Annotated in this window: 23 protein-coding genes and 1 pseudogene; 8 read left to right on the top strand and 16 right to left on the bottom strand. The window is 54.7% G+C overall.

All coding sequences use genetic code 11. The features are described from left to right. Position 1 precedes the first annotated feature (1 nt). Positions 2-718, bottom strand: coding sequence for a class I SAM-dependent methyltransferase (locus MPAL_RS03625; protein ID WP_012617402.1), 717 nt, complete (start codon positions 716-718; stop codon positions 2-4). Between the two features lie 226 nt (positions 719-944). Here MPAL_RS03625 and MPAL_RS14185 point away from each other — a divergent pair, with 226 nt between their 5' ends. After that, a complete protein-coding gene (locus MPAL_RS14185) occupies positions 945-2,192 on the top strand; it encodes a 4Fe-4S binding protein (protein WP_158303619.1) in 1,248 nt (415 codons plus the stop codon). 191 nt (positions 2,193-2,383) lie between these two features. Next, positions 2,384-3,346, top strand: coding sequence for a cation diffusion facilitator family transporter (locus MPAL_RS03635; RefSeq protein ID WP_201763857.1), 963 nt, complete (start codon positions 2,384-2,386; stop codon positions 3,344-3,346). Between the two features lie 51 nt (positions 3,347-3,397). On the opposite strand, the gene MPAL_RS03640 is transcribed toward MPAL_RS03635, so the two are convergent. After that, positions 3,398-3,835, bottom strand: coding sequence for a winged helix-turn-helix transcriptional regulator (locus tag MPAL_RS03640; protein ID WP_012617405.1), 438 nt, complete (start codon positions 3,833-3,835; stop codon positions 3,398-3,400). A gap of 282 nt (positions 3,836-4,117) precedes the next feature. On the opposite strand from MPAL_RS03640, the gene MPAL_RS03645 reads away from it, so the two are divergent. From MPAL_RS03645 to MPAL_RS03655, 3 genes are all read left to right on the top strand, one after another. Next, on the top strand, positions 4,118-5,053 hold the full coding sequence (locus MPAL_RS03645) for a 4Fe-4S ferredoxin (RefSeq protein WP_012617406.1): 936 nt from the start codon (positions 4,118-4,120) through the stop codon (positions 5,051-5,053). Next, on the top strand, positions 5,050-5,511 hold the full coding sequence (locus MPAL_RS03650; RefSeq protein ID WP_012617407.1) for a DUF2115 family protein: 462 nt from the start codon (positions 5,050-5,052) through the stop codon (positions 5,509-5,511). Before MPAL_RS03645 ends, MPAL_RS03650 begins: the two co-directional genes overlap by 4 nt. 128 nt (positions 5,512-5,639) lie before the next feature. Next, entirely contained in the window at positions 5,640-6,239 is a 600-nt protein-coding gene (locus MPAL_RS03655) for a DJ-1/PfpI family protein (protein ID WP_012617408.1), read from the top strand. 237 nt (positions 6,240-6,476) lie between these two features. On the opposite strand, the gene MPAL_RS03660 is transcribed toward MPAL_RS03655, so the two are convergent. From MPAL_RS03660 to MPAL_RS17440, 5 genes and pseudogenes are all read right to left on the bottom strand, one after another. Continuing rightward, the gene (locus MPAL_RS03660) at positions 6,477-7,145 is read right to left on the bottom strand and encodes an ABC transporter substrate-binding protein (RefSeq protein ID WP_236610421.1); all 669 of its coding nucleotides are present in this window, start codon (positions 7,143-7,145) and stop codon (positions 6,477-6,479) included. A 5-nt stretch (positions 7,146-7,150) separates the two neighbouring features. After that, positions 7,151-7,411: a hypothetical protein gene (locus MPAL_RS15660; RefSeq protein WP_148208122.1), complete on the bottom strand. Its 261-nt coding sequence runs from the start codon at positions 7,409-7,411 to the stop codon at positions 7,151-7,153. Between the two features lie 656 nt (positions 7,412-8,067). Next, the gene (locus MPAL_RS03665; RefSeq protein WP_012617409.1) at positions 8,068-8,835 is read right to left on the bottom strand and encodes an MBL fold metallo-hydrolase; all 768 of its coding nucleotides are present in this window, start codon (positions 8,833-8,835) and stop codon (positions 8,068-8,070) included. Positions 8,836-9,152: 317 nt separating this feature from the next. After that, on the bottom strand, positions 9,153-9,587 hold the full coding sequence (locus MPAL_RS14190; protein WP_236610422.1) for a hypothetical protein: 435 nt from the start codon (positions 9,585-9,587) through the stop codon (positions 9,153-9,155). 3 nt (positions 9,588-9,590) lie between these two features. Continuing rightward, a pseudogene (locus MPAL_RS17440) lies at positions 9,591-9,764 on the bottom strand (TetR/AcrR family transcriptional regulator); the annotation flags it as partial. A gap of 249 nt (positions 9,765-10,013) precedes the next feature. Between MPAL_RS17440 and MPAL_RS03675 the strand changes: the two are divergent. Then, a complete protein-coding gene (locus MPAL_RS03675; protein ID WP_012617411.1) occupies positions 10,014-11,444 on the top strand; it encodes an MFS transporter in 1,431 nt (476 codons plus the stop codon). Positions 11,445-11,575: 131 nt separating this feature from the next. Further along, the gene (locus tag MPAL_RS16120; protein ID WP_158303620.1) at positions 11,576-11,749 is read left to right on the top strand and encodes a hypothetical protein; all 174 of its coding nucleotides are present in this window, start codon (positions 11,576-11,578) and stop codon (positions 11,747-11,749) included. Between the two features lie 119 nt (positions 11,750-11,868). Here the strand turns inward: MPAL_RS16120 and MPAL_RS03680 are convergent, their stop codons facing one another. From MPAL_RS03680 to MPAL_RS14200, 8 genes are all read right to left on the bottom strand, one after another. Next, positions 11,869-12,453 (bottom strand): nucleoside-triphosphatase, encoded by a 585-nt coding sequence (locus MPAL_RS03680; RefSeq protein ID WP_012617412.1) that lies wholly within the window; start codon positions 12,451-12,453, stop codon positions 11,869-11,871. Next, entirely contained in the window at positions 12,450-13,307 is an 858-nt protein-coding gene (locus MPAL_RS03685) for an ATP-binding cassette domain-containing protein (protein ID WP_012617413.1), read from the bottom strand. The genes MPAL_RS03680 and MPAL_RS03685 overlap by 4 nt, the downstream gene beginning before the upstream one ends. Beyond that, entirely contained in the window at positions 13,291-14,250 is a 960-nt protein-coding gene (locus MPAL_RS03690; RefSeq protein WP_012617414.1) for an ABC transporter ATP-binding protein, read from the bottom strand. Before MPAL_RS03690 ends, MPAL_RS03685 begins: the two co-directional genes overlap by 17 nt. Next, on the bottom strand, positions 14,247-15,023 hold the full coding sequence (locus MPAL_RS03695) for an ABC transporter permease (RefSeq protein WP_012617415.1): 777 nt from the start codon (positions 15,021-15,023) through the stop codon (positions 14,247-14,249). The genes MPAL_RS03690 and MPAL_RS03695 overlap by 4 nt, the downstream gene beginning before the upstream one ends. 34 nt (positions 15,024-15,057) lie before the next feature. Further along, positions 15,058-16,044 (bottom strand): ABC transporter permease, encoded by a 987-nt coding sequence (locus MPAL_RS03700; RefSeq protein ID WP_012617416.1) that lies wholly within the window; start codon positions 16,042-16,044, stop codon positions 15,058-15,060. A 101-nt stretch (positions 16,045-16,145) separates the two neighbouring features. Further along, the gene (locus MPAL_RS03705; RefSeq protein WP_012617417.1) at positions 16,146-17,930 is read right to left on the bottom strand and encodes an ABC transporter substrate-binding protein; all 1,785 of its coding nucleotides are present in this window, start codon (positions 17,928-17,930) and stop codon (positions 16,146-16,148) included. Beyond that, positions 17,927-19,687, bottom strand: a complete 1,761-nt coding sequence (locus MPAL_RS16505; protein WP_012617418.1) for a hypothetical protein — start codon at positions 19,685-19,687, stop codon at positions 17,927-17,929. Before MPAL_RS16505 ends, MPAL_RS03705 begins: the two co-directional genes overlap by 4 nt. A 312-nt stretch (positions 19,688-19,999) precedes the next feature. Beyond that, complete coding sequence (locus tag MPAL_RS14200; RefSeq protein ID WP_012617419.1) at positions 20,000-20,896, bottom strand: hypothetical protein; 897 nt, start codon at positions 20,894-20,896, stop codon at positions 20,000-20,002. 401 nt (positions 20,897-21,297) lie between these two features. Between MPAL_RS14200 and MPAL_RS03730 the strand changes: the two genes are divergently transcribed. Further along, on the top strand, positions 21,298-22,182 hold the full coding sequence (locus MPAL_RS03730) for a hypothetical protein (RefSeq protein ID WP_012617420.1): 885 nt from the start codon (positions 21,298-21,300) through the stop codon (positions 22,180-22,182). A gap of 314 nt (positions 22,183-22,496) precedes the next feature. On the opposite strand, the gene MPAL_RS14205 is transcribed toward MPAL_RS03730, so the two are convergent. Continuing rightward, entirely contained in the window at positions 22,497-24,380 is a 1,884-nt protein-coding gene (locus MPAL_RS14205; RefSeq protein ID WP_012617421.1) for a hypothetical protein, read from the bottom strand. Positions 24,381-24,388: the final 8 nt, after the last annotated feature.

Consider the following 24,388-nt stretch of genomic DNA (forward strand, 5'->3'; position numbering starts at 1 on the left):
GTCACTGGCGGGACGCCCACACTTGGTCTTCTTCAGAGTCACTCTTCTTGCTGCCGGTCAACACCACAAAGGTCCTGTTCCGGTAGATCACATCGACATTGGAAAACCCGCTCGTTTTGAGCCAGGTGAGCTGGTCGCCAAGGTTTGCACTCTGATCGAGGGTATCGCGCCGCGTTCTGATCACCGCCTGTTCTGCGGGGGTCAACGGCCCGTCGGAGAGGAACGCATCCCAGTATTCTATGAATCGCCGGTCCAGGGCGGGAGTATCCCCTCTGGCCTGATCTGCGTTCACAAAGACTCCGCCCGGGTTCAGGGCGTCGTATATCCGGTGGTACAGGCCGGCCTTCTCCTCGTCCGGAAGGTGATGGATGGAGAGGGCAGAGCAGATCAGGTCGTATCCTCCGCAGAGGTCCACGTCCCGGTAGTCGCCGGTGATGTAGCGCAGATCCGTCCTGCCGGCGAATCGTTCCCTGGCTACATTGAGCATCTGCTCTGCAAAGTCGAGGAGGGTCAGGTGCGCCTTCGGGTACTTCTCCTGCAGGAGGGCGGAGAGCAGTCCTGTTCCGGCTCCGATATCCAGGATTTTGGGTGTATCTCCCTTCCACTCGGCCGCCCAGACTGCGGCGCTGTAGAATGCATCTATGTCCGGGATGATCCATCGCCGCTGGGCATCATACTCTCCGGCGATCGTATCAAAGGCTCTGCGAATATGTTCCATGCTTTTATGCAGGTTGGAAGTATTGGGTATTCAATGCGATGGGGATACGGGACCCCCGTTGTCCTGTTGATCGGAGTTCTGCCGGGTTCTGGCCCTTGTGTGTTGTTAAACTACCATAATGACATAATAATTTAACAAAATGTTAGTTTTATTGCTCTAAATGAAACTTTTAAATGGCAAAATGTCAGATAGAATCTGTGGAACAAGACAGATCTGTCGAAAGATCATGACATCACGAGAGAGTATACGTAAAGGTCTGGGGGTTCTGATCGGGGCCGCCGGGCTTGCATACCCCGTCTGTGCTGCCGTCTGCCCGCGGGGAAAAGGGGATTGCCCGTATCCGGGCAAGTGCTTCCTGTATACTGATATGGATACCAACTCGATCTGTGATTATACCCGGTCGTCGACATCGTCTTCGGGTAGCAGCAGTTCGGTTGCTGTCCAGACAACCTCGGCGACCCCAACCCCCGGGGTGACAACGGCAACGACAACGACAACGACCACTTCGGTTCCGGTCTCTCCTGGCCCGAACACCCTCGGTCTCCTCCCATTCAGTGCCTTACTGGCCGGCGTGCTCGCCTTCATCGTCGCGACAGCCGTCCTCTTCATCGGATTACGTTCGGGACGTTTTGGGGGTCGTACTCCGGGCCCGGGCCCTGCTCTTGCGCTCTCATCGTTCTTCGGCCTCGGGGCCGCCGAGATCGTAACGTACCTGCTGATGGACCAGAACACATCGGCTTCGCTCTTCGCAGCCGTCTACCTGCTCGCGGGTACCGTGTTGACTGCATACGCCTGGAGGGGCGGGGCCCTGTCGCGGACTATCGTGCTGGGGCTCGCGGTCATGAGCGTGCTCTTCGGTTTTGTCTTCCTTGCCCCACTGATGCCGATCGAGTTCGTCGGACTCGTCGGGCTTGTCACCGGCACCCAGACCCTGACGCCCGGGATCATCGGTATCCTTGGAGGAATCGGTCTCGCCCTGATCACCGGCAGGACGTTCTGCGGGCATATCTGTCCGGTTGGGTCGATCCAGGAACTGGCCTATACCGTGCCAGTGAAGAAGATCACCAGTCTCCAGGGCCGGTACCTTGAGATCCTGCGGGGCGTGATCGCCGTCGCATCGGTAGTGGCTGGTATGTTCCTGGTCAGCATCATGGAGTACACTGGGGTCTACGACTTCTTCTCGCTGACCCTGTCGACGGGCTTCCTCGTCTTCGCAGGGCTCCTGATCATCTCAGCATTCATATACCGGCCGGTCTGTCGGGGACTCTGTCCGTTCGGCCTGATCTTCTCCATCCCGTCCCATTTCAGCCGGTACCGGTTGAGGCGAACCGGGTCGTGTATCACCTGTAAAAAATGTGAGAAGGTCTGTCCTGCCCAGGTCGCCGGCAGGGACGCCTCCAGGCGAGAGTGCTACCTCTGCGGCAGGTGTTCGGATGTCTGCCCGGTGGAGGGTGCGCTTGTCTACTCGGCTTAAACGATTCGTTGGAATTCATCAGGAATGCCAATCCATTGAACTATTGGATGGTAGGAACCTCTCTTCGAGGATCATACCACCAGTAACATAAATGCCTGTGCCGTAATACTGGTTATGACTGCTCGTTCGTATGGATTCTCCCCAGCCCCCTGTTCCCTGGAATCGATTTCGATTTTGTCGTGGTCGACGGGATGGAATCCATGACAACGCAGGGCAGTTCTACCATCGCGGTCGTCGCGGCTATTACCGGCAACCTGATCATCGCAATCATAAAATTCGCTGCGGCGGCTATCACTGGCTCCTCGGCCATGATCTCAGAAGGCATCCATTCGCTCGTCGATACGGGAAACGGCGGTCTCGTGCTACTGGGGATGAACCGTGCCAGGCAGCCTGCCGATGAGAGTCACCCATTCGGTCACGGCAAGTCGCTCTACTTCTGGACGCACGTCGTGGCGGTCTCCATCTTCGGTATCGGTGGTGGTATGTCGCTCTATGAGGGTATCATACACATCCTCCACGTCACGCCAGCCGCCGAGCTGGGTGACCCCACCGTGGCCTATATCGTGCTCGCCATCTCGTTCCTCGTCGAGGGCGGATCATTTTCGGTGGCCATGAAGCAGTTCCTGCAGGCCAAAGGAAATAAGGGGGCCTGGCAGTTCATCAATCAGTCAAAGGATCCGAGTATCTACACAGTCGTGCTCGAGGACAGTGCTGCCTTGCTGGGTCTCATCTTCGCATTCCTTGGGATCTTCTTCGGTCATCTCTTCAACAACGCGTATCTCGACGGGGTGGCATCGATTGCAATCGGTCTGCTGCTGATGAGTGTGGCCGGTTTTCTCGCGTCGCGAACGAGGGGTCTGCTGCTGGGGGAGGGCGTGAACCCCGACGAGCTCGCGGACATCCGGCGGCGGGTGGAGTCAGATCCGGCAGTCGAGAGTGCCGGTGATATCCTTACCATGTATATGGGTCCGCACGATCTGCTCGTGAACATGGGGGTGCGGTTCACCCCTGGTACCACCGCCGAGCAGATGCACGAGGCGATCCGTCGCATTGAAGCCGACCTGCACAGTGCATATCCGGAGACCAACCGCGTCTACATCGAAGCCGAATCGCTGCCGGCGACCGGGGTTCAGCAGCGCCTACCGAAAGTGTGAGATGGCCTGCTCGGTCGAGGAGGGGCCCGTACTCTCGCTGGCATCGAATCATCAGCCCAGGTCTTTTAGTGAGTGTATCTGGGGATAGATTTCATCCAGATCACGTGCTCGCTGATCCATAAAGACTTCATCTGGATACCACCTGGCGCTAAAGGCGATGAAGCTCATGAGGATCGGTATGGTATCCATCCCTTTGTCAGTGAGTTCCCACTCGACAATCCGTGCGGTATCGTGTATCATGACCGCCCGTATGAGTCCTTCTGCTTCGAGTTCGTGCAGTCTCAGGGTGAGGACACGGGGTGTGAGACCTGGAAGAGAGCGGAGGATCTGGTTGAATCGATTGATCTTTAAAAGCCCGATATCCCGGAGAATCAGGAGAGTCCACTTCTTTCCGAGAATCCCGACACTGATGAGGATGGGACAATTTCTGTAGGGTACGGCGGGAGTCAGGGGCTTCCTGGTATCTGCTGTTTGTATCCCTGGGTGCATAGTATACTTCTGGTTCCTGCCTGATTAAAGTAGTATTATTAGTATACTAGTTTTATCAAAAATACCTGATATTTCATCCAATAATTTGGATATTCGGATCGATGAACAGGCATCTGATTGTCATCAGATCTGCCGGAAGATGACCGCATTACACTGAAAACTTCAAGATAACATATGATGGGGTTCACAAGGGACACTTCTCATCCCCACATTGTGGAGTCTGAAACATGAAATCCAGATCAGAGAAAAATGGAATGAGTATGACAGGACCGGGTATAGCCGATGTCTCCGACTGATATCACCCCTAATGAAGAGAAGCCCATTCATCAGGATCTGCAGATGGCGAATGACGATGTGGCTCTCTGGCTGGAACGGATTATCAAGGAGTACTGGATGCACTCTCCTGAAAACCGAATGGGAGACGGAGGGGAAGAGAAGGCCTTTGATGAACCGCTGCTCGGCTTTTCAAATGGTGACGATCCCCTCTACCGGGAGATCCAGGCAGATGTCGGCTCTCCATGTCTGACTCCTGTAGAGGTCTTTGAACGGGCCTTTCCTGGCTGTGCGATCGCTCCTGACGAACTCACCGTGATCAGCTGGGTGCTGCCCCAGAACCGGGCGACCAGGAAGGATAACAAGAAGGAGACCTTCTACCCGTCAGAGCGGTGGATTCGTGCCAAACATTTTGGAAAAGAGTTCAATATCCACCTCTCCCAGTATGTGGTACAGGCTCTGCACGATGCCGGCTCAGATGCGGTTGTTCCAACCCAGACTCCGTTCTTCACCATCGAAATGACTCAAAAATACGGGCTGGCATCCAGCTGGTCTGATCGGCATGCTGCGTATGTCTCTGGCCTCGGGACATTCGGTCTCTGTGACGGTCTGATAACCCCTCGAGGCAAGGCGATGATCTGTGGGTCGGTCATCGCCAGACTATCGATTCCCCCGACTCCCCGGCCGTATCAGGATCACCATGCCTATTGTCTGTACTTCTCCCAGGGGACCTGCGGTCTCTGTATGAGGCGATGCCCGGTGAATGCGATCTCAGATCATGGCCATGACAAGAACCGGTGCAGGGTGCACTGTTTTGAGGTCGCTCAGCCGTATGCGAGGGAGAGATTCGGGATCGACGAGTATGGCTGCGGGCTCTGTCAGACCGGCGTTCCCTGTGAATCCGGAATTCCTGTTCGTCGTCGGTCATCTGATAGCAGGCTATGAACGGCTCAGATCTGTTACTCCGGATTCAATCTGATCTTGAAGAGATTTCCGGTTACACCTCCCGGATAGCAGTGGAGATCCCGCTTCGGTCAGAAGAACCCTCGACGATCATCAGCCGGCTTGCTGTGTATAATTACCAGACCTATCTCGAGATCCGATCTCTTTCTGGGATTGCACCAGATTTTGAGATTGACGAGAAACGACTTGGTCAGATGTACAGCGTTCTGGCTCACTATCTGGATCGTTATGCTCCGGGGAACGAGGATCTCCATTGCTATGTGACGGCGATCTCGATCTATCTCACCTTTATTGCGCACAAACCACTGCATCCCCCGGGTTCCTTCTCCGAGGAGATTCAGATCGTTCGGCGGGGGTCCCTCTATTACTGTAGCGGGAGACGGAAATTCATCCGGGATAACCCCTCGCTCTGCCGGTTCTGTGTTTGCCAGCCGGCATGAATGTGGGGATATGGACTCTCCTCCCTGAGAGATGACTGAGTTCTCCATCACCGTCTTGGTCCTGCAGAGGGGAGGCCAAACCCTTATGTGGGCCCGTTTCCAGTATTTTTACATCCAGGTGAATTCCTATGCGAGAGCTTGTGACCATTCTGTATGATGAGTTTGAAACACTGGACGTATTTGGACCGATTGAGATTCTCGGCAGGTTGTCCGATCATTTCAACCCGCGGTTTTATTCTCTGACCGGGGGAATCGTCACCAGTTCCCAGCAGGTTCCGGTGATGACCGGGTCTCTGTCTGATCTGACCTCCACCCGGTATGTTCTCCTGATCCCAGGCGGGACGGGGGCGAGGGATCTGGTGAACGATGAGACGTTCATCTCATCTCTTGGATCCCTGGCGGAGCATGCCGAGTTCATTCTGACCGTCTGTACCGGTTCGATCCTCCTCTCCCGGACCGGTATTCTGAATGGGAGGCGTGCCACCTCAAACAAACGGGTGTTCGCCTGGACGAAGACCGCACCTGGGGTGACCTGGGAAGAGAAAGCCCGGTGGGTCAGAGACGGGACCATCTATACCAGTTCGGGTGTCAGCGCCGGCATGGACATGGCTCTGGGTTTTGTAGCAGACCTGCTGGGGTCTTCGCTCGCTCACCAGGTGGGCCGGGAGATCGAATATGAATGGAACGAGGATTCCGGCCATGATCCGTTCTCTGCTCTCTGCCAGTGATGGGGCTGGGTTCTCAAAAATAAAATTTAGGGGGAAATTTTCCCCGATTCCCTGTTCTTTCAGTACCTCTTCTTTATTCACATCATAATACCTGGGCCGGTGTTACGTCGTTGGGTTCATGATGCTGTCCACATCGCTGTCACTCAGGTCATACCCAAAGAATGTCTGATAGAAACTCTTTGTCTCATTGTTGATATCCAGGAATCGGAACTTATCCGGGTACAGGGTCTTGGCTGCTCACTGGATCTGCAGGGCTTCTTCTGCACCGTAGCGATCCCAGAGAAACGCTCCCTTCGGGTTCACGTAGACTCTGCCATTCTGAACGGCCTTCGTCTGTTTCCAGATCGTGTCGTTCATGATTGTGGCCCTGTCCTGTACCGTTCCGCCTACGATGATCACATCCGGATTCCACTTCTGGATACTCTCCATCGAGGAGACGGGTTGCATGTTGCCCGATATGTCCTGCCTTACAGCGTTCACACCGCCGGCAGTTTGGATCCATGTGTCGATGAGCGTGTTGTTGCCATCCACCTGGAGCGGCGACAGGCTCGACAGGTGCAACACCCTGACCTTCTGATCGGCGGGAATGGTCGACGTCGTCTCGTTGAGCATGGCGAGCTTCGAATCCAGATAACTGTTATACACCAGTGCTTTTTTCAGTTCGCTGTCGCCGAGTATAGAGCCGGTGAACAGGAAGCACTGCTTGAGCTGGTCAAAGGTCGTAAAGGCCAGCGTCACAACCGGGAGACCGGTCTGTGTCAGCTTCGCACTGGTGGCATTGGTGCTCGTAGAGATGAAGACGATGTCTGGAGACGTATTCAGGAGGACCTCGGTATTCGCATCAGAGGCGGTGAACGCGGCCGGCGCTGTTTCAATACTCGGATCGATCTTTTTGAACCATTCCAATCCTTTTATCGTCGTGGTCGTGGCGACAATCTTTTTTCCGTCGCCAGCATGAGCACGACTTCGTTATGAGCATGCCACCCGTCTGCTATTCGATTGATCGTCGTCGGTATTGTGACTGTGGCGCCGCTCATATCCGTTATCGTCCTTGTCGTATTCTGCGACGATGAGGCCGCCGCTGTGGCAGACGTCGACGAATGCTGTGTTGTGCATCCCGCGAAGGCGGTGGCAAGTAACAGGATCGCAATCACCGCTATCAGACCGATCATCCAAAATTTTTTCTGGTTTCATGGTATACCTCATCGTTAATCATGCGATAAATCCCTAAAATTTATTTATCTCTGAAAATATTCCAAATCCTGTGAAAAAAGATGTTTGTCAACCAGAATGGTTCTTATTCATTACGGGGAAAAGTATTGGATACAAGCACCACAACAAGTTGACAAATTAAAATTGTTAATAATTAAATTTAAACATTTTGGCTCTGTAGAAATTCCACCATTCCCGGGGGAAATGTCAGATTATAAAAGGAATGATCATTACTTAACAAATTGTACTCGATGTTTTTTCTTTTCATCAGCGTTTCTCGTTTTTTTCGGTTATCCCTGGTTCTTGTGGCTAGATATTTTCCGCACGACCAGTACAGTTCATCGCAGGGTCTCTCTGATCGGCACCAGGAACTGATCAAACAGAACGCGCAGTTCCTGGATCCTGTTTCATGGATGAGAATCGTATCTCACGCGTCGTCATCCGGCGGTTCTAAAGAAAAAGAGATGATATGGGTTTAGAATCGGTTCCTCAGATTGCACATCAGGTACGTCGACTCGATTCTATATCCATATCGAGAGGTTCCATGGATCCGCTGGGAATTCCAGAAGATGCCATGTATCACCTACTCAGTGTTTCGAAATGCTCTCACTGGTTTTCATGAAAATTCCAATAACTCGTTATCCTCGGGGATAAAGAATTTTTTAACACCAATTTCTGCAAGCCGTGCAGGTGTAAAATATTCATGCAGGTCTTCCCGTGTCTCGATACAGTGATTGAATGTGTCGAGATGGACGATGATAAAGGTGAGATTGGGATCGATTCTGAGCGTCTCTTCAACATCGATGATGTTCATCACAATATGACTGCTGTTCAGGAATTTGGGAGAGCCTGCATTTATTATTAAAATATCTGGATGGAATTTTTCGATGGTTTCCGAAATCGATTCATGAAAGACTGTATCTCCTGTGATGTACAGGGTCGGTTCATTCTTCGATGATAGGATATACCCACTGCTGGGTCCCATAATCTCTCCTGTAACTCCCGTTCCATGGTGTGCTTTGACCCGGGTGATCTCGATATTTCTGATCGTTATAGATTCATCAACAGGGATGATGTTTTGAAATCCAGATGAACCCAATGTCTTCACATCTTCAGGCTGACAGATGAGTTCAATTTTTTTATCCAGCAGTTCTCGTGCCCGATCGTCGAAATGATCCCCGTGCGTATGGGTGGAGAGAACCATATCAACATCCAGCAACTTATCCATTGGAGTATTCAGGTCGACAAGTGGATTTCTTCTCCTGTTCGGTGTTAATGGAATCGGGGGATACTGTTCTTTTTCGCTGAAAACCGGATCGGTGAGAATCCTAGAACCCGCATAGGTCAGTAGGGACGTAGCATGTCGTACATGTAATATTTTCATTGGAGCCTCCTCTTCATTTTTCTAAGTTTTTTTTGGCACATTATTGCAGTCTTTTGAAAACCTTGATTCATTCCTATCACACGATCCTAAATCATCATCCGTTTTAAGCACAGAACTACCGAATCATCCATTTTTTTTCTGCTCATTTGGGGAGATGATGAGTGCTGGGTCTCATTATTTAGTGCATGAACACCCAGTTCAGATTTGTGTATTCCAGTACGGCGATACTCGCTGATGTTGTTATCATCTGGTGGCGAGAAAAATTTTGTAGTGGAGTAGCCCGGGTACCTGATTATATATTTCGAATGAATTGAAGTTCACGCATCTGTCGACGAGACCTCGGAATCATCAAAACCCAGGATCACCTTACCCATCTCATGATACCGGGCTCTGATCTCTTCCCTGCTCATCCCTTTTAGGATGAGATTGGTTACACCGTTCATCAGGAATATCATTGATATCGCGAGGGTCTTCGCGTCAACATCCTGCCTCGCCTTTCCTTTTTTCTGTAAGCAGATGATCCCGAACGTTGCTCGTTCAATTACGGCGTTCATGTGTTCTTCATAGTTGATCCGGAGAACCTCGCTTCGCGTGACTAGGGCAAGGATGTCGAAGTTTAAACCGATACGGTTTAAGTCCCATTTTAAGAACAGGTCCAGGAGACCTGTATAGGCATCAAGGGTTGATTCGGTATGAAAAAGATCAATCGCAGTATCCTGGATCTTCTGGTGAACATCCTTGACGATCTCCACCACCAGATCATCCTTATTTTTAAAATATAGATAGAGTGTTGTTTTACTGACACCGACATAACCGGCGATATCATCCATGGTGGTGGTTTGATATCCCTTTTTAGACATCACCTCGAGACCAGCAGCGATGATCTTCTTTCTCGCTTGTTCATGGTACTCGGGAAGTACTTTCGGCATTTTATCACTAGTGTTCGGTTCGGGAGGGATATAATAATAGTCCTAAAACTTACTCAAAAGTAAGTTTTAATACTTTTAATTAATAATTAGTTCTAATGGGACTTAATAGTAATTTTGACGAATTTTCTCATATTCTCCAGATTCCTGTGAAATTTGAAGATATTTTAGAGAATGTGAATGAAATGGATCGAGAAGATTGGGGGAAATTCGGTGCGTCAAACGGAACACCCTGGAATTCGGGAGCAGTCTATGTCTGATGCTGAACCGGTGCGGAACGTCCCGATGATCATGGGAAGCGTGATGCTCGGTCTCTTCCTTTCAGCGATGGACGGAACGATCGTCAGTACCGTGATGCCGACGATTGCACATCAACTTCAGGGGATGGACCTCTATGTCTGGCCGTTTACGGTCTACATGCTTGCATCGACCGTTGCCATCATCATCTTTGGAAAGATATCGGATATATTTGGACGAAAACCAGTGTATCTCCTGGGAATCGGAATATTTCTCGCTGGGTCCATGCTATCCGGTTTGTCGGCCACGATGAGTGAAATGATCCTCTGTCGGGGAATTCAGGGAGTTGGAGGAGGGATCATTGTTGCCATCTCGTTCGTCATGGTCTCTGAAATATTCCCTGTCTGGGAGCGGGGGAAGTATCTTGGGATCCTGGCATCGGTATTCGGGATAGCGAGTATCATCGGCCCGATCCTCGGCGGTGTGATCACGGAGACGATTGGATGGCCCTGGGTTTTTTATCTGAATATTCCGATAGGTCTCCTCTCTGCAGTCCTCATCAAAACAAAGTTCCCGAATATGCCGGCTGTTTCCCCTTCAGGAGATATCGATTATCGAGGGATCATCTGTTTTATCGCTCTGATGATCCCGCTCTTCCTCGGTCTCTCCCTGGCCGGTGTGGTCTATCCCTGGGTCTCTCTTGAAATTATCGGTCTCCTCGGGTTGTCTGTTCTCCTCCTCTTCATCTTCATCAGGATAGAACGAAACGCCAGACATCCGATCCTTCCCATCGATCTCTATAAAAACCGTGTATTCCAGATCTCGATGGGGGCAGTGTTCCTTGGGAACTCGCTCTTCTATGCCGGCATCATCTATCTCCCCCTCTTCGTCCAGGATGTGATCAAGACTACCGCCAGTGGAGCCGGCCTGGTCATCACACCGATGATCATCTCACTGATCCTCTCGGCGAACATCACCGGACGGCTGATAGCACGGACCCGACGGTATAAATACCTCGCATTATCGGGATTCCTGTTCCTGGGGATCGCTATCTCCATCCTTACTATGGTCCGGATCGATACGCCGATCACGGTACTGATCCTCGCCTCGATCCTCCTCGGGTACGGGATGGGAGTTATGTTTCCAACTTTCTCGGTAGCGGCCCAGAATGCCTTTTCTGTAAAGGAGATCGGGGTGATCACCTCCTCCCTCCAGTTCTCCCAGAACATGGGGGCTACCTTGATCACCCCGCTGTTCGGCATTATCATCTCCACTGCTCTGAACTCGTCAAAGAAACTGACCGATTATTCTCTCGTGCCGGCTGACCTGCTCAGCCATGCTATATCACTGGTCTTCGACGCCTGTCTTGGTATTGTGATTCTGGCGATTCTGGTCACACTTCTATTGAAGAATGACCTTATCGCGCCACGCAGTCCTCAGGCATGAATTATCGATGGTTCCTCAGATAAACCGGGGAGATCGAATGCCGGGGTGCCGGGACGGGACGACCCTGACCGGTACCCGGTCTTCACGGTTGGATCCCAGCGATCCTCTCCACCGGTCTGGACCGGGAGGAGGTGCGTGAATCCCCGGCCTTCGAAGGTCTCTCAGTCTGCCGGCTGACAGACGAGATCGATCGTCTTATCCAGCATCTCTCGCGCCCGACCGTTGAAGTGGTCCTGGTGCGTATGGGTGGAGAGGATCAGATCGATATTCAGCAGCGTCTCCAGCGGGAGTGCAAAGATCGATGAGCGGGTTATTCCTCTGGCTGGATGTCAGTGGGATCGGTGAGAACCGCCCTCTGAATGCGAACGACGCCACCGGGATCACGATCAGAGATCGTGCGGGTCCTGCTCGTCATCTCGATCCCTTACAGGATTTCTGCCCGATATCTCTCCACCGTCTCAAGAAGTTCAGAGACCACCGCCTCGTGACTGGCCGATCGGATGTCCACGACGACCTGACTGGTCATCGGCCATCTCTCAGCGATCGCATCCACCAGACTGCGCCTCACCGTCCAGATCATGGGAGGATAGGGCATCGTGACGATACGATCGATTGAGTCCGCCCAGACTGCCCCTCTGAGTTCGAACCGCCCCACCTCGTCGATGACGAGGAGGTCGGTGGTTTCACGGGGATCGAGGTGGAGCGCCCGGTGTCCGAGAGAGAGCCCGTCGGGTCGAAAATAAAACCGTCCGAGATGTTCAGACTCAAAAGAGGGGATCACCGAACAGAGTTCCCTGGAGATTCCCGTCCCCAGATCCTGAATCGTGAAACCCGACCGGCGACCATTGCAGATATGGCCAGGGGCTGCGATCCCTCTGATCTGCAGACCTTCTGCGGAGAGGACTGCCAGAACCCTCATGAGAAAACTGGTCTTTCCCTCACCCGGGTCGCCGGTGATGATGAATACCGGCGGTCTCTGGTCGACCGATCCTGGAGATCCGTTCGTCATGCCCTCACCTCAACCCAGTGACCAGGGTGCACCTCGACCATCTCGGGCATTCCGCCAGAGGGAGACTCCGGGAGAGATGGGGGAACATCGGCATCTCTGGTCGATGCGGCAACGAGTCGACGAGTGTACCAGTGGCAGGGGTGATCGAGGACGTCTGAGGTCGGTCCGATCTCCACGATCCTCCCCTTCACCATGATGGCGACCTGATCGCTCATCGCCCTGATGACGCCGATGTCGTGAGAGATGAAGAGGCAGGTCGTATCGCAATCCCGTGCCAGTGCGCGAAAGAGCGTGAGGATCTGGGCCTGAACCGAGACGTCGAGGCTCGAGGTGGGTTCGTCTGCCACGATGAAATCGGGTTCCAGGGAGAGAATGCGGGCCAGGACCACCCGCTGGTTCTGCCCCCCTGAGAGCTCGTACGGTCTGCGGTTCAAGAGGTCCTCGTTCAGCCCGACCCTTGCGATCAGTTCTCTCACCCGTCGATCGATACCTGCCCGGTCCCCGCGTTTCATAAGTCTGAGCGGCTCTGCGATACTGTCGTACATGCGTATCCTCGGGTTGAGCGAGGCGTAGGCATCCTGGAAGATCATCTGCATCCTCGGTCTGAACCTGCGAAGTTCTGAACGAGAGAGCCCCGTGATCTCGACCCCGTCGATGAAGACCTGCCCATCAGTGGGTTCGATCAGGCGGAGAAGGGAACGACCGAGGGTCGTCTTCCCGCATCCGCTCTCTCCGACCAGTCCGAGGGTCGTTCCCTTCTCAATCTCCAACGAGACCCCGTCGACCGCCCGAACCTCAGTCCGGCGGAGAATTCCTGACGAATAATACGTCCTTAAATTACGAACCTCTATCATAGTAAACCAGACACCGTGCAAACTGACCTGAGCCGATCTCGATGAGTTCGGGATGTTCTCTCTCACATCGTCTACCCGCGCAGGAACACCGGGGGGAGAACCTGCACCCGGTCGGGAGATGGAGAGAGGAGGGAGCTGATCCCGGGATCGGCTGCATACCCCTCTCGGGTAAGGATGCCAGGAGACCGCGGGTGTACGGATGTGCAGGGGCGGTGAGGACCGCATCGACCGGCCCGAGCTCGACGATCTCTCCGGCGTACATCACCGCGACACGCGAGGCGATGGTCGCGGCGGCATCAATGTCATGGGTGATGAAGAGGACCGAACGGTCCTGATTGATCTCTCCAAACAGACCGAGAATCTCCCGTTTTGTCACCGGGTCCAGTCCCCGCGTCGGCTCGTCAGCGATCAGGACGGACGGACTGCAGGCGAGTGCGAGGGCGATGAGCGCACGTTCCTGCATTCCGCCGCTGAGCCGATGCGGATACGCTCGGGCAGTGCTGGTGGGATCTGAGATCTGTGCGGCACGGAGGAGATGTAACGCCGCCGCATCTGCGTCTGTCCTGTCCAGTGTGCAATGAAGCATGATCGCCTCGGCGATCTGGTCGCCGACCCTGAGCACCGGGTTGAGCGATGTTCCTGAATTCTGGAGAACCACGGCGATCTCCTTCCCCCTGATCTTCTCCATCTCCCTCTCGGAGACGGAGAGAAGGTCTCTGCCGCGGAACAGGATCTCCCCTTCGATCCGGGTGTTCGGCTGGAGAAGACGGGGAATCGCCATGCCAAGCACCGTCTTCCCCGATCCCGTCTCACCGAGAAGCGCGAGCGTCTCTCCTGCCCGGATCGTGAGATCGACCGTATCGGATGCCATCACCAGGCCGTCGATGGTGGGAAAACCGATCTTCAGTCCTCTGATCTGGAGGAGGGGATCGTCGGGGGTCATATTCGCATCACCTGGAGATGTGGATTCATCTCGTCCTCCAGAGCATAGGCGAACCATGCAAGGGCGAGGGATATGCCCGTCACAGCCAGGCCCGGCGGGATCAGCCACCACCAGAGACCGAGGGTGATCCCGCCGTTCGTGCTCGCCCTCTCGATCATCTGCCCCCAGTCCACGACATTCGGATCTGCCATGCCGAGGAAACCCAGTCCGATTCCGACGAGCATGAAATGTTGAGCCGACGTCACGAACTTCATGCCGACGAGGGGGAGAATGTTCGGGAGGATGTGCCGGACCATGATATATCCGTCGCGGGCACCGAGCGCCTTCGTTCCGATGATGAAATCGGCTGCGGCAAGGGAGAGGGTCTGGGCCCTGATGATCCGCACACAATTGAAACTGCCAAGAAGACCCATGATCACCGCGGTCAGATAAATCCCTGGACTGAAGAAGAAGGTGAGGAGGAGCAGGAGTGGGAACGAGGGAATGGTCATGATCACGTCGAGAATCCGCATGATCACTTCGTCGGTCCAGCCCCGGTAATACCCGGTGACGATGCCGACGGTCGTACCGAGGGCGGTCGAGACCACGGCGCCGAGAAAACCGAGGATCAGCGTCGCTCTCGTACCCCAGATCAGCATACTGAAGATATCCTGGGCAAGATCGTTTGTTCCGAGGAGATGTGTGGCGTCCGGATGGACCAGAGGCAGGTCTGAACTTGCTAGGGGATCGAAGGGGGCGATCACTGGCGCAAAGAGGGCCACCGCACAGTACACAAGAACAATGCCGAGGCTGAGGGAGAGGGAGAGGTTATGGTTGGAGATCGTCCCCCACCTCCACGCGTGGATCGATGTACGGATAGATCAGATCGACACAGATGTTGGCAACAATGATGATCAGCGTGTCGATGAGCAGGATCCCCTGGAGCAGGGGGAGGTCGCGAACCTTGAGGGATTCATAGGTGAGCAGTCCGAGACCCGGCCAGGAGAAGATCGTCTCGATAAAGATGCTCCCGCCGATCATCCCGGCACACTGTAAGGCGACCATCGTCATCATCGGGAGCAGGGCGTTTCTCAGGGCATGACGCCGAAGTATCTGCTGGTTGTTCAGGCCCTTCGCCCGGGCCGTGGTGATGTAATCCTCCCCGGCCGTCATCAGTATCGAGTTTCGCATCAGATAGTACGTCCCGGTCACCGAGAAGAGGAAGAGCGTGAGGATCGGCAGAGCGGCGTGAGTCAGCACGTTGAGGGGATCGATCCCCGTGTTGAGGGCGCTGAGACTCACATACCCTCCGAGCGGAAAGAGCTTGAGGTAAAAGGCGAAGATCAGGAGGATCATGAGAGCGAGCCAGTATGAGGGGATCGCTCTGAGAAAGATCATCCCGTTCAGGAGGGCGATATCGGCCTTTGAACCACGTCTCCATCCAGAATAAGCTCCGATCGCAATGCCGGCGATGCTGGAGAGGACTGTCGCCGGTAGCAGGATCACCAGCGTCCAGATCAGTTTCTCATCGATCACATCCAGAACCGGCCTGTCGTAACTGAGAGAATATCCCCAGTCTCCCTGAAATACACCAAGAAGATAACTGAAGTACTGGTCGATGAGCGGACGGTCCAGACCGTAGGCGTGGTTGTATGCAGTGACGACCTCAGGCGGCGCAATCACGTAGAACGCCTTCAGGTACTGGGTGATGAAGTCCCCCGGAATGAGGTGGAGGATGACAAAGGTGATCGTGATGCTGACACCAAAGGCAAGCCCTGAGTACAGAAGCCTTCGCAGAAGATATGACGCTCTCATGGCTGTCGGTTCGACGCAGGTGCTTCTCCTCCAGTTCGGAGATGAACCTGGAGAAGGGAGAACTGGAAATAGACCATCTCGCCCCCTTCAGGTGTCGCTGTCTACCTGTTCACCTCCGTACTCGCAGGCTTGACATGTGAGAAGATGTTGATATCGCCCCCGTCCTTATGTATCAGGGAATCGAAACCGTAGAACCGGTCGGAACGGTAGGCATCGAAGGCGTCCATCGAACAGACCGGTATGCAGGGGATCTGCTCGACGAGGATCTCCTGAAGCTGGTCTCCTATCGCCTTTCTCTGTGACTCCTCCACGGTATTCTGGAGGGTGTCGATCAGTTCGTTGAAGGATCCGTTGTCGAAGTGGTAGTAATTCTTGCCAAGCGGACTCGACTGGAAATTATTCAGGCGGGCGATGTCGTCGTGGAAGTAACTCGGCATGCCGTCGATACGGACTGCGTCTCCGTCGATCCGTTTGTCATACTGATCGTCATCGGCCTTGAGGTTCTCGACGGTGAGTGTGATGCCGAGCGCTGTCTCCCAGTCCTCCTTGAGCACCTGGACGATCTTCTCGTCGACACCGTTGGCCGAGGCTTTGCCGCCGAGCGGGATGGTGATCGTGACCACCTGGCTGTCCGGTCCGTAGAGGATGTTCTTCCCGTTCTCGGTCTTTAGGGTGAAGCCGGCCTGGGCGAGCAGCGCTTTTGCTGCGGTGAGGTCGTAGCCGTACCTGTCGTTCGTGGCGTTGTTCACCTGGTCGCCGGCGAGGGCGGGGATCAGAAATGCCGTACTGGTCGCCTCGGTTGCCTGCCGGTCGATCAGCTGACACATCCTGTCCCTGTTCACAGCATGGCTGAGAGCCTCCCGAAAGAGCGTGTTGTTCGCCGGATAGATGTCGAGGTTGAACGCGACTTCGAAGGACTTACCTCCGGCGGGAATTGTCGTCACTCCTATCCCGTTCACTCCCTGGAGCGAGTGGGCGGTGGCCGGAGCCAGATCTGATACGAAGTCGACATCCCCGTTCTTCAGGGCAAGGACCCTGGTATCTTCAGAGGAGTAGAGTTTTCGAACAATCGTGTTGACATACGGTACCGATCCATGATACCCCCGATATGCTTCAAGTTTGTAGGAATCTCCTGAGATGCTCGAATTGTACATGAAAGGACCGGAACCGATGTAATCAGGATCAGATTCCTTATTTGGATTTGAGATGGACGACCAGATATGTTCCGGGAAGATCGCAATGCCCGGTCCGGTCGCAAGAAGGTCGGGGAACTGCGGCATGCAGATATCCAGGGAATAGACCACGGTCGTGTTGTTGAGAGCCGTCACATTGGTGACATTCGACAGGACGTTCCTGTTCTTGAGTCCCTTATCGTTGAGATACTGGTATGAGAAGACAGCGTCGTTCGCGGTGACGGGAACGCCGTCCTGCCAGGTTGACCCTGACGGGATATGAAACGTCCAGGTTTTTCCATCGGCAGAGTGCTCCCACGAAGACGCCAGCCAGCCGAGATCTTCCTTGTCACGCGCTCTGGTAACGAACCCCTCATAGATGAGAGAATCTTCTGGAACCCCTTTTTCATCGATATATGCCCTCGGCAGGAGTTCATTTTCGCTGTCGACCGCTACGACGAGTTGGCCGTACGGGATGTGCAGGGTGTTGTGAGCCGCGAGGGAGAGATCTGCCTTATCGAGCGTGGCGGGACCGGCCGCAGAGGGTGCGTTCAGATAATCCAGAATTCCTGTCGAGAGTTCGTCCTCAGAGACAACCCCGTCGCCATTCGTATCGCACGGGATCCCGGCGGAGACTGGCATGCAGCAGATGAGGATCAGAAACAGGATCGAACAGCAGACGAAGAACGCACTGGGTCCTCTTCTTTCACTCATTCGTCCCTCTCCGTCGCTGTCTTCTTATCTCCACGATGTCGCACGACGCCGGCACCGCCGACTGCACCCAGACCGGCAAAGGCCGGAAGTAGATCGAATCCGGGTGTTGAGGTCGTTTGTGCCGGTGCCGCCCTTCCTCCTCCGTTCTCTCCTGACGTGGAGCCGACTGCGACCTGACTGTCAGGGATCACGCCGTCGGTCATATCGACGGCATTGTTCCAGGTTCCCGTGAAGGTCCAGGAACTGCCCGTCCTGGCCTGAACGTCATAGGTGATCGTGCTCGTATTGATCACCGAGAACAGGACTTTCTGCCCGGATACACGGTATCGATCTGTTGGATAGTCTGTCTTGGCGAAGGTGAACCCCTCAGGGATCGTCTCCACAACGCCGCCGGCCTGAATTCCCCTGATCGAGAGTGTCACGCTCAGGTCTTCGCCTCCTCTGATCGAGGTGGAAGAGAGGGTCCGTGTCACGCCAGCGTCCACCGGCGTCGTCGGGGCTACAGTCCTGTTGATTGATCTGGTCGTGGTCCCCCCGGTTGTACCATGGGAGGTCTGATTCCCTGCAGCCCCCGGGATGGAGACGTGGCCGCGGATCACGGCCTCAGCATCCTTGAATGCGCCGTCCTTGACACCATAGTAGAATTCCACCAGATCCCCGTCGTCCACCTGGTAGACGCTGATCCCCTCGTTCCCGGAGAAGTCGTTCTTCCAGACTCCGTTCACCCGGTAAGCCCAGGCCAATTTAGGGTCGGTGCTGCCGGAGTAGTTGAATCCGCCTGCGTCGTCGAGCAGGAAGGTCCCATAGGCGGGGTCGTCCCATTTCTTGTCGGTCACGTCATAGGTGAAGTGTCCGGCCTTCGAGGCGAGTTCCAGGAACCCCTGAGGGGTCAGGTTCTGGACCTGATGGGTTGCTCCTGAGTTGTAGGCATAACATGGGTAGGTGCCGTCCGTCAATGTCAGATTGCCGTCGAAGAGGACGACCGGTTCTGTTCCGGAGGTCTGCTGAGGGGCCGGAGTAACGGTGGAGGTCACTGTGGGTGTCGAGGTGGCGGTATCACGTGCTGAACCAGTTCCGTTGGTCGAGGAAACCGGGACGATCTCAATCTTTGCGATCCATTTGTTCGAGAGCTGCGCTGCATTCGGCAGCGCGTCCTTGCCACCGAACCAGCTCCAGTACTTCTCATCGAAGGTCTCCTTCATGTCCTGATTGCCGAAGACATGGAGCCCCCATGGGTTCGTTGAGGTGTCGGCACCGAAGAAGAGCCGGATCCCGTCCGAGTAGCTGTACCCCTGGCGGGCCGTCCACCATGCGAGGACGATCGGGCCCTGACGGGGCTGGGGGTTGTAGACGTTTTCGTAGGGGAAGGTCTTGGTGAAGTTGTCAGAGGCAATCGTCCTGACCTCGTCGCCGGGCTGCATCCCGCCGACGAGGTTGCAGAGATCGATGAGTCTGGTTCCCCTGATCGTCTCGTTCACCTTGTCGATGCTGGTGTCCTCAGCAGGGTTCCACTTCGCAGGATCGCTATAGTTGGTGATGTTCAGCATCGGTCCCTGAAGGAGGTAGGGGGTGGCTCCGTCCCCGAAGACGGGGAGGTTACTCTCCATCCAGGAGACGTTCACGGTGGTCTGGTTCGCAACGGTCGTGCCATCGCTCGCGTAGCAGATCACCTGTACCTCGGTTGTCTGTGCGGCGGCCACGGGGGCAGCCATGAACATGACGAGGATAAGGAGCAACAGAACATTGGTTGATCTCATAGAAAGTTCCCAGTCCAGCGCGGTCTGATGGATTCGACCACGGACGTATTCATTAGATTCTCAGATTGGTGGAGGTAAATATGTTCTCATTTTATTTGTTAAATATTAACAAAAACGGATTTACTTCTCCCCCGGCCAGGGCGGAGAGATGATATATCAGGATCATGACAGCGACCTCGATTCCTGGGATTCGGTCGTCCCGGAGCGCTCGAATCCCAAAGTTCTGACGCAGAGCGGTCAGATCCCCAGACGCGCGACGGAGAGAGGAAAGATGAGCCCCCTCTCTCATGACAGGAACATAATAATCGTGACTCAGACCCTGGTGAAGAGCCAGACGACGTCGTTGAAGTCGATCTCCCCGTTCCCATTGTAATCAAAGAGCGAAATGGGCTCATTATCGGCGATCCAGTCCATCTGGTTGAAATAGAGAACTACATCATTGAAGTCGAGCACCCCGTCGCCGTTGATGTCTTCACACAGCCCATCACCATCGATATCTGTCGGTACCTTTGAACTGCCGGGCACTGCGAGCGCACGCGGTGCCGGAAGAATCTCAACCTTCGCGATCCACTTGCAGGAGATCTGTGCAGCCGAAGGCAACGCATCCTTGCCACCGAACCAGCTCCAGTAATCCTCATCGAAGGCCTCCTTCATGTCCTGGTTGCCGAAGATATGGAGCCCCCATGGGTTCGTCGAGTTGTCGGCACCGAAGAAGAGCCGGATCCCGTCCGAGTAGCTGTACCCCTGGCGGGCTGTCCACCATGCGAGGATGATCGGGCCCTGACGGGGTTGGGGGGTATAGACGTTTTTATAGGGGAAGGTCTTGGTGAAGCCATCTGAGGCCCGGATTCTGACCAGATCCCCAGGGTGCATCCCACCGACGAGGTTGCAGAGGTCGATGAGTCTGGTTCCCCTGATCGTCTCGTTCACCTTGTCGATGTTGGTGTCCTCGGCAATGTTCCACTTTGCAGGGTCGCTATAGTTGGTGATGTTCAGGATCGGTCCCTGTAAGAGATAGGGTGTGACGCCATCCCCGAAGACGGGGAGGCTATTCTCCATCCAGGAGACGTTCACGGTCTGTGACTCCTCAACTGTCTTGTTGTCCCAGCCATACCTGATCACGGTGAGGTCGGTCGTCTGGGCGGCCGCCGCAGGGAGGACAAGCATCAGGAGCAGGGCGAGGATCAGCAGCGTATTGGTCGATCTCATGGGTTATCTCCAGTCCGGTGCTGGCATATGATCATTGCAGCGGACGTATACACACAAGATCCTCTGATGGGTTGTAGTAAATATGTTTTGGTATTCTTTTCTTAAAAATAAAATCATTACATTGACCTGCACCTCTGGTCGGATCGATAGGGTATCGATGAGCAATCAGCCTCGACGAACCTGCACGTTTGTCAATCGAGGAAGTAGAAGCATCGGAAACATCCTTGCAGTCATGGTCGGGTATTTTTCCACCTTTTGATCGGATCGGGGGGTTGTAAACTACTTTATGTTATGATTGTGGGAAAGAACACCACAACATATTTACAATTCCCCATCAGAAGATCATCTGGAAATACGTCTGTATCTGTGATTCTGTGACGGTGTCAGACCGGAGATCCTCTATGAAACCGACCATTGTTCTGCTGTTATTGCTCCTCGTCCTGATCGTGGCCGTTCCTGCAGCTTCCGCGCAGACGACCAACCTCACTGTGATCAGGTATGGCTGGGACAACAAGACAGTTGAGGAGTCACAGACCGTGAACGTCTCCTGGATGGAGAACAACCTCCCTGTCTATGGGGACGGCGCCACGCCCTATCTCCTTCAGGGTCCGACCCTCAACCTGACCAATCTCTGGGATCCTGCCGAGGATACGAACCTCGACAAGATCAACGAGACGTTGAAGGGGACGTCCATCCGTGATCTGGTCGACCTCGTCGGCGGGATGCAGCCTGGAGATGAGGTCCAGGTGAGGGCTGTGGACGGATTGAAGAAGCGGCTGAACTACACGAACATCTATAAACCGCAGGCGCGGCAGGGGCCGGCCGTCGTCGCCTGGTGGAACGCCCGGAACGGTTATGCATGGCCCGAATCGATGCGTCTCTTCTTCCTCGCCGACAACTCGACGAATCCCCAAGGGGTTCACGTCTTTGGCAACGAGGATATGCGCCAGTGCCTCGCGGAAAAATACTGGACTTATCAATATGACTGGGGGATCTATTATCCGTCATCTGCCAGCCTCTCGGTGAAGTATGTCGCCTATCTCGAGATCTACCCAGGGCCGCGGGCGCTCGCGGTGCCCGGCAGTTCAAAGGTACCGACAGATATCGACGGTGATGGGCTGTGTGAAGACATCAACGGCGATGGGGTGCTCGACTTCAATGATGTGGTCCTCTATTTCAACCAGATGGACTGGATCGCCGATAATGAGCCCGTTTCGCTCTTTGATTACAATGGGAACGGGGAGATCGATTTCAACGACGTCATCTGGCTCTTTAACAGGGTCTGAAAGACGGGAACCTGAAGGGAAATGAGTTGATCCCCCATTTTTCTATCCAATGGCGGCAGGGTTGACTTCGATGATGTCGAGAAGAAGATCCACCACCATCTCTTACCGCTTATATCCAGAGGGATTGGATGTATACCACCATCGGCCGGCCCTCTCGATCCCATGCTTGCCAGAGGATAACGAATAACTCGATGTTGATCCTTCTCCGGGCCGGTTCATCCGGGTGACGGGGTCGAGGGAGTGGAACGTTGTTTTTTCACTGGAAATATCTGGTCGGGAGTGATCGTCGCGACCTAAAAAAAGGTGGGTCTGGTTCATTCTCTGTTCTGTTCATCCTTCTGTTCCTTCTCCCTTCGTTGCCGCAGGTACAGGATCCCGGCCAGTGCCAGGAGCAGGAGGAGAACTATGATGATCAGCCCTGCAAAGATCAGCAGGATGAAGAGCAGTGCCACCGCGATCAGCAGGAAGATACTCAGGTCTGACGACGAGAGGCGGTCGATGGCCGACTGTATCGTGGAGAGGAAGTTCTTGGTAGAGGTCTGTCCTCCAGACGAGGATTTTGAGTTCGAACCTCCGGGAAGGATCAGCGGCGAGTATTCGTCCTGACTTCCTGTGTCGAGAACTGGTGGGGTCGACGTTGTCGTCACTGGAGTGCTGGTATTTACCTGGGTCGGAGTGGGCGTTGCATTTCCAGTCGGTGTATGAGGTGTAGTTACAGTTGTGATCGCCGTCGTTGCGGTCGTTGTGTTTGTCCCACCGACGCCGGTATAGTCGTCGCTCGATGAGTCTGAAGATGAATCTCCGGTTGAGACGGGGGCTCCTCCAGAAGAACTGGCTGTCTGAACTGAAGACCTGCTCGTGGCTGTGATGATCGGTGCGATGGTTCCTGCACTGGATGTCGTCGAGGACTGGATACCGGTGCTGGTGATGTCTGGAGCTGGAACGACGGTCTGCTCGTGGGAGGGTAAGAGCGTATTCATACCTGATAGGGAGATCGAGGGTACTGGACTCGTGGTTGAGGGGGACGATATGACCGGGGCGAGTGCTGTTGTGGTCTGTGGTATTGTGGATACCGCAGGGGCGGTGCTGGCTGTTACGACCGGGGTGGATCTGGTAGTCACTCCGGTATCGATGGTTCTGACTGTGGTTATCGACGGGGTGGTCGCCACCGTCGTGGGGGAGACCTGTTCGATCGTCCCCACAGTCGTCGGCACCGTCGTTCCGGTGACAGAGACCGTCGGGATGATCGTGAGTGTCGTGGTGGTCGCTGTGGGTGTCTGGGTCTGAGTGACGGATGGGGTTGCAGTGTTTGTCGACGTTGGTGTGGTGTTTATGGTCGTGACGACCACTGTCGGCTGCTCGGTCTGGGTGTCAGTCGGGGTTGCTGTGGTTGTCGACGTCGGCGTGGTGTTTATAGTCGTAACGACCACCGTTGGCAGCTCGGTCTGGGTGTCGGTTGGGGTTGTTGTGGGCGTTAGTGTCGGTGTCGCGGAGGTGGTCGTCTCAGTGGTTGTGGGCGCCTGCTGAGTCGAGACGATCCGGAGTTCGTTCACATACATGGCCGAGAGCCCGGTCGTGGTCGGGTAGATGTCAAAGAAGTTCCATTCGTTCGAGGGCATCGAAGCCTTCATGTCGCTGAGGCCGAAGACGTGATAGCCCCAGGGGTTCACGGAGGTGTCGGCGAAGAATACGATCCGCATGCCGTTCGAGTACGACGGGACGTACCCTTCGTCGCCCCTGTACCAGGTCAGGACGAGCGGACCCTCCCGAGCTGGGGGAGTATAGATGGTATTGTACGAGAATCGCTTCGAGAAGCCGTCTGAGGCCTTGACGACAAGCGTATCGTCGGATTGCATTCCCCCCACGAGGTCGCAGATATCGCGGAGATCGGTCCCTTTCAGGGCGCCCATATCCTTCTCCTCGACGTTCACCGACTCGGTGGGATCCCACACATCGCCGTCGAAGACGGGGCCCTGGAGGTAGTAGTGGGTGACGCCGTCACCGAGCACGGGCAGGTTTGATTCGAGCCATTGGTAGTCGACGGTCCGTTCGGCGAGGACGGTGCTGCCGTCGGCCGCGGTCTTCACCACATGAACCTCGGTTGTGGCGGCTGAAACTGCGCTGACCAGCAGGACAAGGCAGATCAGGAGACTGCAGACACGGAAAAGAGAGTGAGTGAAGAGAGTATGGGACTCCATAACCTCCC

The sequence above is a fragment of the Methanosphaerula palustris E1-9c genome (genome assembly GCF_000021965.1).
In the GTDB taxonomy this organism is placed as follows: domain Archaea; phylum Halobacteriota; class Methanomicrobia; order Methanomicrobiales; family Methanospirillaceae; genus Methanosphaerula; species Methanosphaerula palustris.